This is a genomic window from Urbifossiella limnaea (genome assembly GCF_007747215.1).
In the GTDB taxonomy this organism is placed as follows: Bacteria; Planctomycetota; Planctomycetia; order Gemmatales; family Gemmataceae; genus Urbifossiella; species Urbifossiella limnaea.
This window is the reverse complement of record NZ_CP036273.1, coordinates 4,856,001-4,871,010: the sequence shown is the minus strand read 5'-3', so window position 1 is coordinate 4,871,010 and position 15,010 is coordinate 4,856,001. Positions and strand designations below refer to the sequence as shown.

Genomic DNA, 15,010 nt, shown 5'->3' with positions numbered 1-15,010 from the left:
ACGCAGCCCGGGGATGTCTCCCCGGGCTGCGTCGTTTCACGGCCCCCGACAGACTACGGGGTTAGTGGTTGATCATGAACTCGTTCGTGTTCAGCAACGCCCAGAGCACGTCGCGGTAGAAGTTCTCGTCGCCGGGGGCCGCGCCCGAGGCGTACGCGACCGGCCCGCCGCCCTTCGGGGCCGGACCCTTACCCTTCGGTGCGGCCGTGGGCGGCCCGAGCGACACGGCCGCCTTGCCGGCCCGAACTTCCTCCAGCCGTGCGACCTCGGCGGGCGTCGGATGGCGGCTTAGAGTTAGCAGGAACAGGTCGTCGTACATCCGGACCGGGGCCGCGCCGTTCTTCCCGAGCAGGTCGCGGACGATGTTCTGCTGCGCGGCGCCGCGGCCGGTGCCGATCTCGTTGTTCAACTCGGCCCCGTTCATCATTAGCAGCGCCTGCACGATCGTGCCGTTGAAGCTCAGCTCGTTCCCCTCGTCGTCGCCGAACTGGCGGACCAGCTTCCGCATCCAGGCGTCGCGGGCGTCCATCCGGGCGTTCTTCGCGGCCGGCGTCAGCTTCCGCGGGCTCGTCGCCGTCATCAGCGACTCGAACAGCACCTCCGGCGACATGGCCTTCAGCGGCATCCGGGCGAAGTACGGCTCGTACTTCATGTCCGAATACTCCTTCTTCGCCACGTGGCTCAGCGAGTACGCGTCGCTGGTGCAGATCCACTCCATCAGCGCCTTCTGGTTGTGCCCGTACTTCACGAACTCGTCGCCGAGGTACTGCAACAGCTCGGGGTGGACGATCTCGTTGTTGCTGCCGAAGTCGTCGGCCGACGGCTCCTTGTTCAGGCCGCGGCCGAAGAAGTGCGCCCACATCCGGTTGGCGTACGCCTTGCCGAAGTTGTCGTGCGTCGTCATCCACTCGGCGAGCTGGGCGCGCCGCGTCTTGCCGCCCTCGGGCGTGCCGGCGAGCATCTTCGTGGACTTCAGGCCGTTCAGGGCCGCGTCGTAGTCCTTGAGCATGACCGGGAAGGTGCCGTCGCGGGCGCCGTTCCGCTTGTCGTACTTCACGATCATCTTCGGGTTCAGCGACGGGTCGTCGGTCAGCGTCACGGACGTGGCGTTGGCCATCTTCGCGTTGTTGCCGACCGGCGGGCCGCTCGGCGTGGCGCTGCGGACGGTCTGGCGGAAGAAGGCGTTCACGCCCCAGTAGTCCTTCTGCACCCATTCCTTGTTGAACGGGTGGTCGTGGCACTGGACGCACTGCGTCTGGAGGCCGAGGAACAGCTTGGTGGACCGCGACGTGATCGGCACGGCGTCGAACGCCCCGTCCTCGATCTTCTCGTTCACGTCGCCGCTGTCCTTGTCGTCCTTTACCGGGTCGCCGAGGTGGTGGACCAGGAAGTTCGCGGCGTAGCTCTCCTTGAACGTCCACCCCTTCTCGGTGGTGGGGAGGCCGCCGCCGACCTGCCCGGTTGCCGTCAGGAGGCGGGTGACGATCTCCTTGTGGTTCGTGTCCTTGGCGAACTTCTCCTCCAGCCACACGCGCATCTGGTCGCGGTACGTCTGGTGCCCGCTGCGGGACATCAGCCACACGGTCCAGATTTCGGCCCAGTGGTCAGCGTACTCCTGCTTGTAGTTGAACTTCAGGGCTTCCTTCTGCTTCTTGCCGTTGCCGTCGAGGTACTCGCTGAACGCCGGCACGCCGTTGAGGTTCTTCGGCTGGTAGTCGCTGTCGTGCATGAGCCGGCGGACCAGCTTCACCCGCTTGTCGGAACTCTTGTCCCGCTCGAAGTCGACGACCTCCTCGATGCTCGGGATGCGACCGATCAGGTCGATGAACACCCGGCGGCAGAACTCGTGGTCGGTGGCCTTGTCGGCCGGCCGCTTGATCCCGGCCGACTCGTAGCCCTTCTGGATGTACTCGTTGATCTTCACCACCTGGAGGGCGGCGGGGCCGGTCGGCACCTCGGACTTCGCGGCCGGCTGCTGGGCGGCGGTGCCGACGGCGAGGGCGGCGAGGAGCCCGCCCGCGGCGGCTGCGCGGGCGAGGGTGAGGCGGTTCATCCGGTTTACCCCCGTGAGGATCGGGTCGGCGGGCGGGTTCGGCCCGGGACGTGGCGGGTTAGTTGTTTCAGTGTAGAGCAAACCCGGAAGCCCGTGCCAGAGTTTTTCCAGCGCCGGCGGCCGTGCGGGGAGAGCCCTGAGGGTGCGACGCCGCCGGCCGCGGAAAGTTCCCGAATCGACCACCGCCGGACCTTCACGAACCCCACTCTGGACGCGGGTGCGGCCGACACTACGATAAACGATTGACCCCGTTCCGCCCGGCCGGCCGAACCGTATCGCCCCCCGGAACACTCTATCTCCAGAACCCCCGGGCCGTGTGGCCCCGGGCGCGACCGACCTTCCCCGTAGCAGGAGCCGGCGGCCCCCGACCGGCCGAATCAGATGCTCGACAAAGTACGCAACATCGGGATCATGGCGCACGTGGACGCGGGTAAAACCACCACCACGGAGCGGATCCTGTACTACAGCGGCACCAAGCACAAGGTCGGCGACGTCGACGACGGGGACACCACGACCGACTTCGACCCGCTCGAGCGCCAGAAGGGCATCACGATCAACTCGGCGGCCGTGTCCATCGACTGGGCCGACCGGTCCGGCGGCGACATCGCCATCAACATCATCGACACCCCCGGCCACGTGGACTTCACGGCCGAGGTCGAGCGGAGCCTGCGCGTCCTGGACGGCGCCGTCGGCGTGTTCTGCGCCAAGGGCGGCGTCGAAGTGCAGAGCGAGACCGTGTGGCGGCAGGCCACCAAGTACAAGGTGCCGCGCGTCGCCTACGTCAACAAGCTCGACCGCATGGGGGCCGACTTCTGGGCCTGCGTCGAGCAGATGAAGACGAAGCTCCACGCCAACCCGGTCGTGGTCACGATCCCCGCCGGACAGGACTCGGCGCTCGAGGGGATCGTGGACCTGATCGAGATGAAGCTGATCACCCGCGACCTGACCGACCCGACGAACCGGAAGTTCTTCACGGTGGACGTGCCGGAGAAGTACAAGGCCGAGGCCGAGAAGCGCCGCGAGCAGATGCTCGACGGCCTCTCCGCCGCGTCCGACGAGGTCACCGAACTGATCCTCGACGGCAAGGAGGTGCCGATCCCGATGATCCGCGCCGCGCTCCGCAAGGGGACGCTGGAGAACGTTTTCACGCCCGTCCACTGCGGCAGCAGCAAGATGTTCCACGGCGTGCAGCACCTGCTCGACCTCGTGGTGGACTGCCTGCCGAGCCCGCTCGACCGGCCGCCGGTGGACGGCGTACACCCGAAGACAAAGGAGGCGTTGAAGCGCGCCCCGGACGCCAAGGAGCCGATGAGCGCCCTAGCGTTCAAGACCGTCGCCGAGAGCAACGGCGACCTGGTCTACATCCGCGTCTACAGCGGCGAGATGAAGCCGGGCGAGACGTACCTGAACGTCATCAACGGCAAGAAGGAGCGCATCGCCCGCTTCTACCGGATGATGGGCGACAAGCGCATCTCGCTGGAGAAGGCCGGCCCCGGCGACATCGTGGCCGCGATGGGCCTGGCGGACACGTTCACGGGGAACACCCTGTGCGATGTTGACCAGCCGATCGCGCTGGAGGCCATCCAGTTCCCGAAGCCGGTGATCTCGCAGGCGCTGACTTTCGCCAAGACGCTCGACGCCGGCAAGGTGGGTGAGGCGCTGAACCGCCTCGTGCGCGACGACCCCACGCTGAAGACGCACACCGACGAGGAGACGAAGGACACGATCATCAGCGGGATGGGCGAGCTCCACCTGGAAATCTCGATCGAGAAGCTGAAGCGCGCCGTCGGCGTGGCCCAGGAGGACACGAAGCAGATCACCCTGGGCCGGCCGCGGGTGGCGTACCGGCAGTGCCTGGCGAAGATGGTGGACTTCCAGTACAAGTTCGCCAAGCAGACCGGCGGCCGCGGCAAGTTCGCCGTCATCGACGTGAAGTTCTCGCCGCTGACGCCGGAGCAGATCGAGGAGAAGGTGAAGGAGATCGAGGAGCTGGGCGACCCGAAGATCAAGCCGGACCCGAACAACGTGTACTTCGTGAACAGCATCAGCCAGGGGGCGATCCCGAAGGAGTACATCCCGAGCGTCGAGGAAGGTCTGCGGGAGGCGTCGAAGAAGGGGTACAAGTACCCGTTCCCGTTCGTCGACCTGGAGTTCGACCTCCACTTCGGCAAGTACCACGACGTGGACTCGTCGCAGGACGCGTTCTACCTGTGCGCCCTGGAGTGCTTCCGCGAGGCCGAGAGCAAGGCCGGCATCCAGCTGCTGGAGCCGATCATGAAGGTGGTGGTGGTGAGCCCGAAGGACTACCAGGGGCAGATCAGCGGGAACATCGCGTCGAAGCGCGGCATCATCGAGGAGACGAGCGAGGACAAGGGCGTGGCCCAGGTGATGGCGAAGATCCCGCTGGCGAACCTGTTCGGGTACACCAGCGACCTCCGCAGCGCTACGAAGGGCCAGGCGAGCTTCAGCATGGAGTTCAGCCACTACGCCCCAGTGTCGGTGGAACTGGCCGACCTGCCGAAGCCCGACGCGAAGAAGTAACCCGTAGCGCCGCCTGCGGCGTTGCACGGGAACGCGAACCGGCGGCCGCAAGGCCGCCGGTTTTCATTTGGGTGTCCGCGTCAGTATCCGGCGCAGTGAGTAAACTGCACCCGCCGGGCGGCACTCGGTCCGCCCCACCCACCGGAGGCCGACCGCATGCTCGCGTACAGGCTCGCCGCCGCCTGCATTCTCCTCACCCTCGGAGCCGCCACCGCCATGTCGCAGCCCGGCGCCAACCCGGTCGTCGTCATCGACACCAGCATGGGCGCGGTCAAGGTCGAGCTGTACCCCGACAAGGCGCCGCTCACCGTCAAGAACTTCCTCGACTACGTCGACGCCAAGCATTACGACGGCACGATCTTCCACCGCGTCATCGGTAAGGAGAACAGCGGCAAGGACTTCATGATCCAGGGCGGCGGGTTCGACGCCGCCATGAAGGAGAAGCCGACCAAAGGCGGCGTCAAGAACGAGGCCGGGAACGGCCTCACCAACGCCCGCGGCACCCTCGCCATGGCCCGCACCCCCGACCCCGACTCGGCCACCGCCCAGTTCTTCGTCAACGTCGGCGACAACAAGTTCCTCGACCGCGGCCAGGCCGACCCGTCCGGGTACACGGTGTTCGGCCGAGTCGTCGAGGGGATGGCCGTCGTGGACCGCATCAAGGCCGTGAAGACCGGCCGGAAGGGTCGGTACGACGACGTGCCGGTCGAGGACGTGACGATCAAGTCGATCCGCCGGGCGGACAAGAAGTAGCGGCCGAAGCGCGGGTAGAATGGGGGTGTCGGGCGGCGCCCGCCCCCCGTCCCCACCCCGCGAAGGCAACCGGTCATGGCGAAGAAGAAGAGCCGCCGCAAAGCCGAGCCCACGGTCGGCGGCATCCTCGGCGTCGGCCTCGACAACACCGACGGCCACAAGCGCGTCACGAAGACCGAGGAGATGGTGCTGGTCGGCGGCTCGGAGGAGACGCACGAGCGGATGCAGGAGACGGCCATTCGGTTCTCCGAGGAACTGGAGAAGCGGGGCAAGCCGCTGCCGCAGACGAGCGTCCGCGAGGCGATCGACCTGCTCCGCGAGGCGATCGAGCGCACGGGCCGGTGACCCGAGCCGGCCCAATACTGCCGCCCGCCGAGCGAATCACTTCCGTTGAAACTCAACCTGCCTCATTCGGGTAAGTCCCGGTAGAGGGCCGCCCGTGTCCGACGCCGCCCTGGTCCGACGGTGCCTCGCCGGCGACCCCGCCGCCGAGCGCGCGTTGGTCGAGCGGTTCCAGGCGGACGTGTTCGGCCTCTGCACGCGGCTGCTCGGCAGCCCGCACGACGCCGAAGACGTGGGGCAGGAGGTGTTCCTCCGCGTGTTCCGCAGCCTCCGGCGGTGGGACGAGTCGCGGCCGCTGCGGCCGTGGATTCTCGGCATCGCCGTGAACCGCTGCCGCACCTGGGCCGCGAAGCGGGCAAAGGGGCCGGAGCTGGCCGACTACCTCCACGAGACGGCCGACCACCGCCCCGAGGACGACAGCGGCGAACTCACCGCCGAACTTCGCGCCGCGGTCGACGCCCTGCGGCCGGACTACCGGGCGGTGTTCGTGTTGTTCCACGAGCACGCCCGGCCGTACGAGGAGATCGCGGAGGCCGTGGGTCGGCCGGTCGGCACCGTGAAGACGTGGCTGCACCGCGCCCGCCTCGAACTGATGGAACGCCTCCGCACCCGCGGCCTGGTCCCCGACGACGCCCCGACACGCCCGACCGGGTGATCTGACATGCCCGCCCCGCTTCCGATCGCCGACTGCGACCGCGTCGGCTCGGCGATTCAAGCCGTGCTCGACGGCCACCGCCCCGACTTCGACGCCGACGCCCACGTGCTCACGTGCGCCGCTTGCCGGGCGCGCGTGGCCGAAGCGCGGGTACTGCTCGCGGCGCTGGCAGTGCCGCCGGAACCGATCGCGGTGCCGCCCGGGTTCGCAGACGGCGTTCTGGCGGCCGTCCGTGCCGACCGCCCGGAACCGAGCAGCCGACGGTTGCTGGCAACGGCTGGTGCCGGGTTCGCGGTCGCCGCGTCGCTGCTGGTCGCCGCGTGGCTGCTCAATTCAACTGCCGATCGACAGGTGGTCGTCGAGGCGACGCGGTCCGCGCCGCCGGTGCGGGTGTCGGCCGAGTTGGCGAAGGCGGGTGACGCGTTCCGCGAGTCGTCGCGGCCGCTGACCGAGCCCGCGGCCGCGGCGCCGAAGGTGCTCGCGTCGATCGCCGACGCCATGTTCCCGCCGATGCCGACGCCGGCGGGTGACACCGTGGCCCCCGCCGCGGCGTCGATCGCCGAGCTTCCCGCCGCCGCCCGCACGGGCCTCGAACCGGTCGCCGGCACGACACAGAAGGCGTTCAGCCGGCTGCTCCGCGACGTGAACGTGTTCTCGTCGTCGGCCCGCCCCAAGTCCTGAGCCACGGATTCCCCATGACGCGGGTCCGCTCTCTCGCCGCGCTGGCCGTCGCGCTGGTCGCGGCCGCGCCGTCGACCGCCGCCCCGCGCGACGACCTCCTCCGCGTCGTGCCGCCGGACGCGGCCGTCGTCGGCCTGGTGCAGAACGGCGCGTCACACGCCAAGGCCGTGATGGGGTCGCCATTCGCGGCGTGGTTCCCGTCGACGCCGCTCGGCCAGTCAGTGGCTGCGGGGTTGAAGTTCGGCGACGCCCGCGACGGGTTTCGGACGGCCCTCGCCGCGCTGGGCACGACGCCGGACGAGGTGGCGGCCGACGTGCTCGGCGACGCCGTCGGCTTCGCGTACTCACCAGCCCCGGCCAACAACCCCGCTGCCGAGCGGATGGTGATCCTGATCCGCCCGCGCGTTCCGGCGACGCTGTCGCGACTGGTCGAGCGGCTGAACGACCTCCAGACGCGCGACGGGGAGCTCAAGGCGGTCGAGCGCCGCGAGCACGGCGGGGCCGCGTACCACGTCCGCCGCCGGACAGACGGTACCGACGAGTTCTACACCCTGCGGAACGGCGTGTTCGCGTTCTCGCGGTCGGAAGCCGACGTGAGGGCGGTCATCGACCGCGACCGCACCGAGCCCACCGACCGCGCCCCGGCGCTGGCGGCGAAGCTCGGCCGGCTCGGCGTCGCTGACGCGGTCGTCGTCGTGCTGGTGAACCCGCGGCCGCTCGACGCCGAACTCGCCGCCAAGACCGCTGCCGCGGGCGCGGACGAGCGGGCGTTCCTCGGGCGGTTCGGCGAGGCGTGGCGGGCGCTCGACGCGGCTGCAATCTATCTGACGCTCGGCGAAGGGATCGAGGCGGGCGTGGCGCTCGACTTCCGACCCGGCGAACTGGCGCCGGCGGCGCGGGCGTGGTTGACCGGCGGGCGCGCGCCGTCGGCGCTGTGGGCGGCCGTGCCGGACCACGCCCTCGGCGCGGTCGCAGTCCGCTTCCGGGCCGCGGAGGCGGTGGAGGCGCTGCGGGCCGTGCTGCCCGAGCCCGGGCGCGCGGCGATCGATTCGACGCTCGGCAGCTACCTCGGCCCGGTGCTGGGGCGGGACCGGTTGCCACGGGTGTTGGAAGCGCTCGGCCCCGACTGGACCGTGTGGGCGGAGCCGCCCGCGGCGGGGGCCGGGCCGCTGCCCGTACTCGTCGGCGCGGTTCGGCTGAAGGGGGACGCCGACGTGACGCGGGCGGTCGAGCGGGCGGTGGGCTTCGGGTTCGCGGCGGCGCGGGTGGCGTACAACGCAAAGCACGCCGACCAGATCGAGATCGACGACGAAGTGACTGCGGACGGCCGGGTGACGACGCTGAGCGGCGAGAAAGCGTTCCCGGCGGGGGTACGGCCGGCGTTCGCGGTGAAGGGCGGGTACCTCATTCTGGCCACCACCCCGGACGCGGTCCGCCGCTTCCGCCCGCCGTCGGACGCGGAGCCCCCGGCGGGCGAGGCGGTGATCGCCCGACTCTCGGGGCGGGCGCTGGGGGCGTACTTGGGCGAGCACCGCGACGCACTCGCGCGGGTGCTCGGCGACGCCGACGCCGGCCGCACGTTCGACCAACTGATGGTGCTGCTCGAACCCGTGGAGCGGGCCGACGTGGTGGTCCGCGGGACGGAGACGGGCGTGCGGTTGGCCGTGCGGATCCGGCCGGTGCGGCCGCTGAAGTGACAGCGGGTTGTCACGCAAGCGGGAGCGAGATACGCCCGGGAACCGTCGGTACCACCGGCGCGGCGCACTTCCCGCAGCCCGAGCCGCAACCGGCCTTGCGGCCCACGACCGTCCGCCAGGCCGACCGCAGCACGTAGCCGGCCGCCAGGCTCACGATCACGATCACGGCAGCGAGTTGCATCACGTCCCCCTGTTCGGCGCGCCCGGCTCACTTCATCGCGTCCACGACCAACCGCCCGACCTGGAACGTCACCAGCGCCCCGACGTAGGCCAGCCCCGTCATGTACGCGAACGTGAACGCCGGCCACCACCAGTTCCCCGTCTCGCGGCGCATCACGGCGAGCGTCGAGACGCACTGGAGGCACAGCGCCACGAACACCATCAGCGACAACGCGACCGGCACCGGGTAGCTCGCCGCCGCGCCGCTCGCCGCCCACTCCTTCCGCATCACCTCCGCGAGTGCCGAGCCGTCCTCGCCGGTGTACTCGCCCACGTCGTACACCATGCCGAGCATCCCGACCACGACCTCGCGCGCGGGAAAGCTCGCCATCGCCGCGGTGCCGATCCGCCAGTCCCAGCCCAGCGGCGCGAACGCCGGCTCCATCGCCCGCCCGACGCGGCCCAGGTAGCTGTTCCGCTTCCACTCGCCGTTGATCGCGTTCCGCTCCTTCTCGGCCGCGGCGACCGCCTCCTCGTCCTCGCCGGCCGCGTCCTTTTTCGCCTCCGCACCGGCGACGCGGTCCTCGTAGGAGACGCCCGCCGCGTCGGTGTGCGGGAAGTACAGCGACGCCCAGATCAGGACCATCGCCGCGAGGATGACCGTGCCCGCCCGGCGGACGAACGCCCAGCCCGCTTCCACCATCCGCCGCACGACCGCCCGCAGCGTCGGCCGCTTGTACGCCGGCAACTCCATCACGAACACCGGCGTCGCGCCGCGGAGCAGCGTCCGCTTCAACAGCAGCGCCACCACCGGGGCGGCGACGAAGCCGATGAGGTACATGGCGAAGAGCGTCAGCCCCGGAACCCACCAGCCGAAGCCGTCGGGATTCTCGTCCGACTTCACCGGCAGGAACGCGGCGATGAGGAGCACGTACACCGGCAGCCGGGCCGAGCAGCTCATCAACGGGGCGACCAGGATCGTGGTCAGCCGGTCGCGACGATTCTCGATCACGCGCGTGCTCATGATGCCGGGGATGGCGCACGCCACCGACGAAAGCATCGGGATGAACGACTTGCCGCTCAGCCCGCACCGGCTCATCAGCCGGTCCATCAGGAACGCGGCGCGGGCCATGTAGCCGCAGTCTTCCAGCACGGCGATGAAGCCGAACAGGATCAGGATCTGCGGCAGGAAGATGACCACACTGCCGACGCCCTTCACGACGCCGTCCACGAGCAGCGCCCGCAGCGGGCCTGGGTCCATCGACCCTTCCACGCCCTTCGCCGCCCACTCACGGCCGGCGTCGATCGTCTCCATGAGCGGCTTCGCCCACGTGAAGATCGTCTGGAACACCAGGAACATCACGGCCAGGAACGCCAGGGTGCCCCAAACGCGGTGCGTCAGTACCCGGTCGAGCCGGTCGGTCCACGTCGTCGGCCGCACGGCGGGTCTGGTCACGGCCGCGGCGACGGCGTTTCGCACCCAGCCGAAGCGCGTCCGCGCCTCGACCGCGGGAACCGGGTGGCCGGCCGCCGCGAGCCGCTGTCGGGCGTCGGCCAGCCGCGCCTTCAGCCCGTCCCCCTGGGTGCCGACGAGCCACTGCTCGACGTAGCCGTTCACGTCGAGGATCAACCGCCGCACGAGGACGCCGGGCACGTCGCTTAGCGCGGGCTGCAGCGCGGCAACTTCCTTCTCGAACTCGACGGGGAAGGCCGGCCCGCGCGGAGGCTCGGTGCCCGCGGCGGTGAGAATCCGTCTCGTCAGCACGTCGAGGCCGACGCCCTTGTTCGCCTGGATCGGCACCACGGGCACGCCGAGTTCCCGCGACAGCTTTTCGTAGTCGATGCGGACGCCCTGCGCCGCGGCCGCGTCGGTCATGTTCACGGCGACGACGACGGGTTCGCCCAGGTCGAGCAGTTGGCTCGTGAGGTAGAGGTGGCGGTCGAGGTTGGTCGCGTCCACGACGGACACCACCACGTCCGGCCGCGGTTCTTCCGGGCGCCGGCCCAACAGCAGGTCGACGGCGACCATCTCGTCCGGGCTGCGGGCCGCCAGGCTGTACGTGCCCGGAAGGTCGATCAGCTCGACCGGCGTCTCGCCGGCGTCGAGGCGGCCCTTCTTCAACTCGACGGTGACGCCGGGGTAGTTTCCGACGCGCTGCCGCAGCCCGGACAGGGCGTTGAACAGCGTCGACTTTCCGGCGTTCGGGTTGCCGACGAGCGCGACAGTGAGCGTCTTGATGGTGGTCATCATCCGAGCCGGCGGCGTCAGCCGTCGGAAGGGGGCAGGAAGCTAGGACGCGGTCACGGTGACGTTCGCGGCCTCGGCCTTGCGGAGCGACAGCCGGCTGTTGCCGACGCGCACCTCGACCGGGTCGCCGAGTGGGGCGAGGGCCAGCACCTCGACCGGCTCGCCCTCGAACAGGCCGAGTTCGTACAGCCGCTGGACGAGGGCGGGGTCGCCGGCGAGGGACACGACGGTGGCGGACTGGCCGGGGCGGAGGTCGGCGAGGGTGGGCATCAGACGACTGCCGGCGTGTCGTCCACCGGGCGGACGAGGATTTGCGAGCACTCGCCGGGGCGGAGGCACAGCCTGCACCCGGCCACGTTCAGCAGGCACGGCGAGCCCGGCTGCACGACCTGTACACGGCAGCCCTGGCGGATGCCGAGCTCGGCCAGGCGGCCGACCCATGCGGGTTGGCCACTGACGTCCTCGACCTCGGCCCACTCCCCGGCCCGCAGCATGTCCAGCGGCAGCATCGCCACCTCGGCCGACGGCTTATTGAGACGCAATCTCAGATACGTGTAGTATCCGCTGTGGAGCGGGCGGAGTCAAGGAGGGGAAGTGAGAAACCCACCGGCTGGGACCGGTGGGTTTCGTTCGTGTGAACAATCACGCTCGCGGCCTGGCCCTTTCCTCCAGGTATGCGGCCAGCGCTTCCGGCCACGGGCGCGGTGCGGGCACGCCTGCCGCTGCCAGTTTCGCGTTCGACAGCACGCTGTACGGCGGCCGCCGCGCCGGAGCGGCGAACTGTGCGCTCGTGATCGGCGACAGGTCGGCCGTCACTCCCGCGCGGCGGAAGATTTCGGCCGCCAGCTCGTACCAGGTGCAGGAACCGGAATTGGTTACGTGGTACAACCCACTCGCCCCGGCCCGCACCAGCCCGGCGACGGCTTCGGCCACGTCGGCGGTGTAGCTCGGGGTACAGCGCTGGTCGTTCACGACTCGCAAGGGCTTCCCCTGGCCGGCGACTCGGAGCATCGTCTCCACGAAATTGCCGCCCTTTCCGCCGCTCCCCCACACGCCGTACAGGCCACACGTTCGCACCACGAGGTGCCCGGGGTGCGCCGCACGGGTCGCGTACTCGCCGACCAGCTTGCTCAGCCCGTAGGCGCTCACCGGCCCCGGGGCGTCGTCCTCGGTGAACGGCGTGGTACGGTCGGCGTCGAGGCCGAACACGTAGTCGGTGCTGACGTGGACGAGCTTCACGCCGGCCGTGGCACACGCCTGCGCGAGCAGGCGCACGCCGAGGCCGTTGGCCGCGAACGCGGGGCCGGGGTCGGCCTCGGCCTTGTCCACAAAGTTGTACGCGGCGCAATTGACGAGGACGTCCGGCCGGTCGGCGGCGAGGTGCGCCGCGATCGTCTCCGGCTTCTCAAGGTCGATGTGGGCGCGAGAGAGCGGCACCACGGTGCCCGACAGGCGGGGGCACAGGTCGCGGCCGAGTTGGCCGGCCGCGCCGAGGACGGCGACGCGCATGACGGCTCCGGGAAACGCCGCCGCCCGGCGCGAGGCCGGGCGGGGCAGGGGACCGAACTCAGTCGGTCGTTACTTCTTCGCCGGGGTCGGGCTCCCCTGGCCCGGCGGGAACGGGTCGTTCTGCTGCTCGACGGTCGTCGTCTGCCGCTGCGACAGTGCAACCTTTGTGTCGTTGCCGCCGATGCCGACGAGGAGCTCGCCTTCCATCTTCAGGCTGATGGTGGCCTTCTCGATCCGCCCGAGCGCCGAGTTGAACAGGATCACGCTCGGCGTCTGGTCCGGGTCCAGAGCCTTCGTCTCCAGCGTGCCCGACTTGATCTTGAACAGCAGCCCCTCGGTGCTCTCGGTCGGCGACTTGAAGGTGATCGTCGGCGAAACCTCGATCCGGTCGAGGTGCTTGAGCTTCTCGTCCTTGCCCTTGTAGGTGAAGTCGTACTTCACCTCGTAGGAGCCGACCGGGCCGAGGTTCAGGGTCGTCTTGCGGTCCCACTTGTCGCCGACGGCACGGCCCGCGTCCGTCAGCAGGCCGGCGGTCGGGTCGGCCATCTGCTTCAGCGAGTCGTCGGTGAGAATCTTCTTCAGCAGGCTGTCCATCTGGGCGCTGCCGGCGCCGAGCTTCTTCGCCAGCTCTTCCTTGCCGTCCACCTTCTCGACCGCCCCGCTCTTGGTGTTCAGGACGACGGTGAACTCGGTGCCCTCCAGCCCCTTGAAGAAGTCCATCAGGCCGGGGTTGCTGGCCGAGCCGGCCGGCTCCTTCTTGGCCGAGTCGTAGATGATGGGGTTGCCCGAGATGTCGATGGACATGAACAGCCCCTCGACCTTCTGCTTGAGGGTGGCCTTCTCGCCCTCGATCTTCTCGGGGGTCCACTTGAAGAAGAACGTGCTCTGCTGCTTCTGGGTCAGGTCCTGGCCCTGGACCTTGATAATCTGGGCGACGACGGTGTCGGTCTTCTGGTAGAAGGCCTTGTCCTTCTCGAGCTTGAGCGTGAAGGATTGCTTGTCCTGGGCGTCGGCCCGGGAGGCGACCAGGGCGACCACCGCCAGGGAGGCGAGGAACAGGCCGGCGACGCCGACTCGAACGCGCGACACGATAGCGACCTCCGCGGTGACCGTCCGGCCGGGGCCGGGGTGGGTTAGTCCGATTGTTCTACCCGGACCGCCGGGCCGGGCAAGGGCGGGGGCGAATTCCGGGGCGCGAACTCGACTTGCCCGGCGGGTCGCGGTTCTGGCACACTCGGCGGCCCCCGAGGGTTTGCTCGTGCCCCGCGTGCTGACCGAGACGACGCCCTTCGGCCGACACACGCCGACGGTCCGCGCCACGGTCGTGGTCGCACCGCCGGCCCGCGAGGGGTTTCTGCGCCGCCACCGCACGCTCGTATACTTCGCCGCTCTACTGCTGCTCGCCGACGTCCTCGTCGGCCGGTTCGCGCACGTCTGGGAACGGCACTCCCCGGACGACTACGCCGCCCGAGTCACGGCCTGCGCCCGCGAGCCGCGCGACCTGGTGTTCGTCGGCGGGTCGCCGGTCGCCGAGGGGATCGACCCCGGCCGCGTCGCCGGGGTCGTCCGCGACGGGCGGGAACTGCGTTCCGCCTACGCCGTGGGTCTCTCCGGAGCGACAACCTCGGACGTGTACCACGCGGTGCTGCGGGCGTGCCCGACCCAGCCGCGGGTGCTCGTGTACGGCATCACCGCCACCGACCTGAACGACGGCCGCAACGAGCCGCACGGCCCGCACTCGCTCATGACCTGGGGCGACTGGATCGACTGGATTCGGCTCCGCCCCGATTCAGCCGAGTGGGTGTCGCGGCACTTCCTACAAGGGCGCGCGGCGAGGGTGTCGAACCTCGTGCAATACCGCCACGGCATCCGCATGTGGGCGGCGTGCCGGGCCGAGGAGGTGTTTCCCGGACAGGCGCCGGAGGCGTTCCGCGAGGCGGACGAGCTGCGCGAACGGGCCGTGTTGTTGCGGGCGGGGAACGGTTACGTGCCGGCCCGCGGGTTCGCGGCGGGTCGCTACGACGCCGCGAAGGCGGCCGGTGTGCGGCCGCAGGCGTTCCCGTTCTTGCAGAACTACCGCACCGGCTCGCACCTGAAGTACCTCCACCGCCTGATCGACTGGTGCGCCGACGGCGGAACCGAACTGCTGTTGCTCGACGTGCCGGTGACGGCGGACCTGGAAGCGGCGTACCCTGCGGCGTTCGCCGAGTACCGTGCCCGGCTGACCGAATTGGAGCGCGACCGCGGCGTGCGCGTGCTCCGCCCGGCCGCGGGACTGACGGACGCGGACTTCGCGGACGTGATCCACCTGAACCGGCGCGGCGCGGCGCGGCTGAGTGACCGGGTGCGCGACGAACTCGCACGCTGACCGC

14 protein-coding genes are annotated in these 15,010 nt (G+C 70.0%); 7 read left to right on the top strand and 7 right to left on the bottom strand.

The features are described from left to right. Positions 1-61: 61 nt before the first annotated feature. Complete coding sequence (locus tag ETAA1_RS19915; RefSeq protein WP_145241535.1) at positions 62-2,053, bottom strand: DUF1549 domain-containing protein; 1,992 nt, start codon at positions 2,051-2,053, stop codon at positions 62-64. Positions 2,054-2,434: 381 nt separating this feature from the next. On the opposite strand from ETAA1_RS19915, the gene fusA reads away from it, so the two are divergent. The 6 genes from fusA to ETAA1_RS19885 all read left to right on the top strand — a co-directional run bounded on the left by fusA (position 2,435) and on the right by ETAA1_RS19885 (position 8,722). Then, complete coding sequence (gene fusA / locus ETAA1_RS19910; RefSeq protein ID WP_145241533.1) at positions 2,435-4,594, top strand: elongation factor G; 2,160 nt, start codon at positions 2,435-2,437, stop codon at positions 4,592-4,594. 156 nt (positions 4,595-4,750) lie between these two features. Then, positions 4,751-5,347 carry a peptidylprolyl isomerase gene (locus ETAA1_RS19905; RefSeq protein WP_202920277.1) on the top strand — a complete coding sequence of 199 codons (597 nt, stop codon included), beginning with the start codon at positions 4,751-4,753 and terminating at the stop codon, positions 5,345-5,347. A 75-nt stretch (positions 5,348-5,422) separates the two neighbouring features. Continuing rightward, positions 5,423-5,692: a hypothetical protein gene (locus tag ETAA1_RS19900; RefSeq protein WP_145241531.1), complete on the top strand. Its 270-nt coding sequence runs from the start codon at positions 5,423-5,425 to the stop codon at positions 5,690-5,692. A gap of 94 nt (positions 5,693-5,786) precedes the next feature. Then, positions 5,787-6,344, top strand: coding sequence for an RNA polymerase sigma factor (locus ETAA1_RS19895; RefSeq protein WP_145241530.1), 558 nt, complete (start codon positions 5,787-5,789; stop codon positions 6,342-6,344). Between the two features lie 6 nt (positions 6,345-6,350). Continuing rightward, positions 6,351-7,025 carry an anti-sigma factor family protein gene (locus ETAA1_RS19890; protein WP_145241527.1) on the top strand — a complete coding sequence of 225 codons (675 nt, stop codon included), beginning with the start codon at positions 6,351-6,353 and terminating at the stop codon, positions 7,023-7,025. 14 nt (positions 7,026-7,039) lie between these two features. After that, a complete protein-coding gene (locus ETAA1_RS19885) occupies positions 7,040-8,722 on the top strand; it encodes a DUF4175 domain-containing protein (RefSeq protein ID WP_145241526.1) in 1,683 nt (560 codons plus the stop codon). A gap of 10 nt (positions 8,723-8,732) precedes the next feature. Here the strand turns inward: ETAA1_RS19885 and ETAA1_RS19880 are convergent, their stop codons facing one another. The 6 genes from ETAA1_RS19880 to ETAA1_RS19855 all read right to left on the bottom strand — a co-directional run bounded on the left by ETAA1_RS19880 (position 8,733) and on the right by ETAA1_RS19855 (position 13,727). Further along, entirely contained in the window at positions 8,733-8,903 is a 171-nt protein-coding gene (locus ETAA1_RS19880) for a FeoB-associated Cys-rich membrane protein (RefSeq protein ID WP_145241524.1), read from the bottom strand. Between the two features lie 27 nt (positions 8,904-8,930). Further along, a complete protein-coding gene (gene feoB / locus ETAA1_RS19875; RefSeq protein ID WP_145241522.1) occupies positions 8,931-11,129 on the bottom strand; it encodes a ferrous iron transport protein B in 2,199 nt (732 codons plus the stop codon). A gap of 42 nt (positions 11,130-11,171) precedes the next feature. Further along, positions 11,172-11,399: a FeoA family protein gene (locus ETAA1_RS19870; RefSeq protein WP_145241520.1), complete on the bottom strand. Its 228-nt coding sequence runs from the start codon at positions 11,397-11,399 to the stop codon at positions 11,172-11,174. Continuing rightward, positions 11,399-11,638: a FeoA family protein gene (locus ETAA1_RS19865; RefSeq protein ID WP_145241518.1), complete on the bottom strand. Its 240-nt coding sequence runs from the start codon at positions 11,636-11,638 to the stop codon at positions 11,399-11,401. Before ETAA1_RS19865 ends, ETAA1_RS19870 begins: the two co-directional genes overlap by 1 nt. 133 nt (positions 11,639-11,771) lie before the next feature. After that, positions 11,772-12,638, bottom strand: a complete 867-nt coding sequence (gene rfbD / locus ETAA1_RS19860; protein WP_145241516.1) for a dTDP-4-dehydrorhamnose reductase — start codon at positions 12,636-12,638, stop codon at positions 11,772-11,774. A gap of 69 nt (positions 12,639-12,707) precedes the next feature. Beyond that, a complete protein-coding gene (locus tag ETAA1_RS19855; protein ID WP_145241514.1) occupies positions 12,708-13,727 on the bottom strand; it encodes a DUF6263 family protein in 1,020 nt (339 codons plus the stop codon). Positions 13,728-13,896: 169 nt separating this feature from the next. On the opposite strand from ETAA1_RS19855, the gene ETAA1_RS19850 reads away from it, so the two are divergent. Further along, complete coding sequence (locus tag ETAA1_RS19850) at positions 13,897-15,006, top strand: hypothetical protein (RefSeq protein WP_145241512.1); 1,110 nt, start codon at positions 13,897-13,899, stop codon at positions 15,004-15,006. The last annotated feature ends 4 nt before the right edge of the window (positions 15,007-15,010 follow it).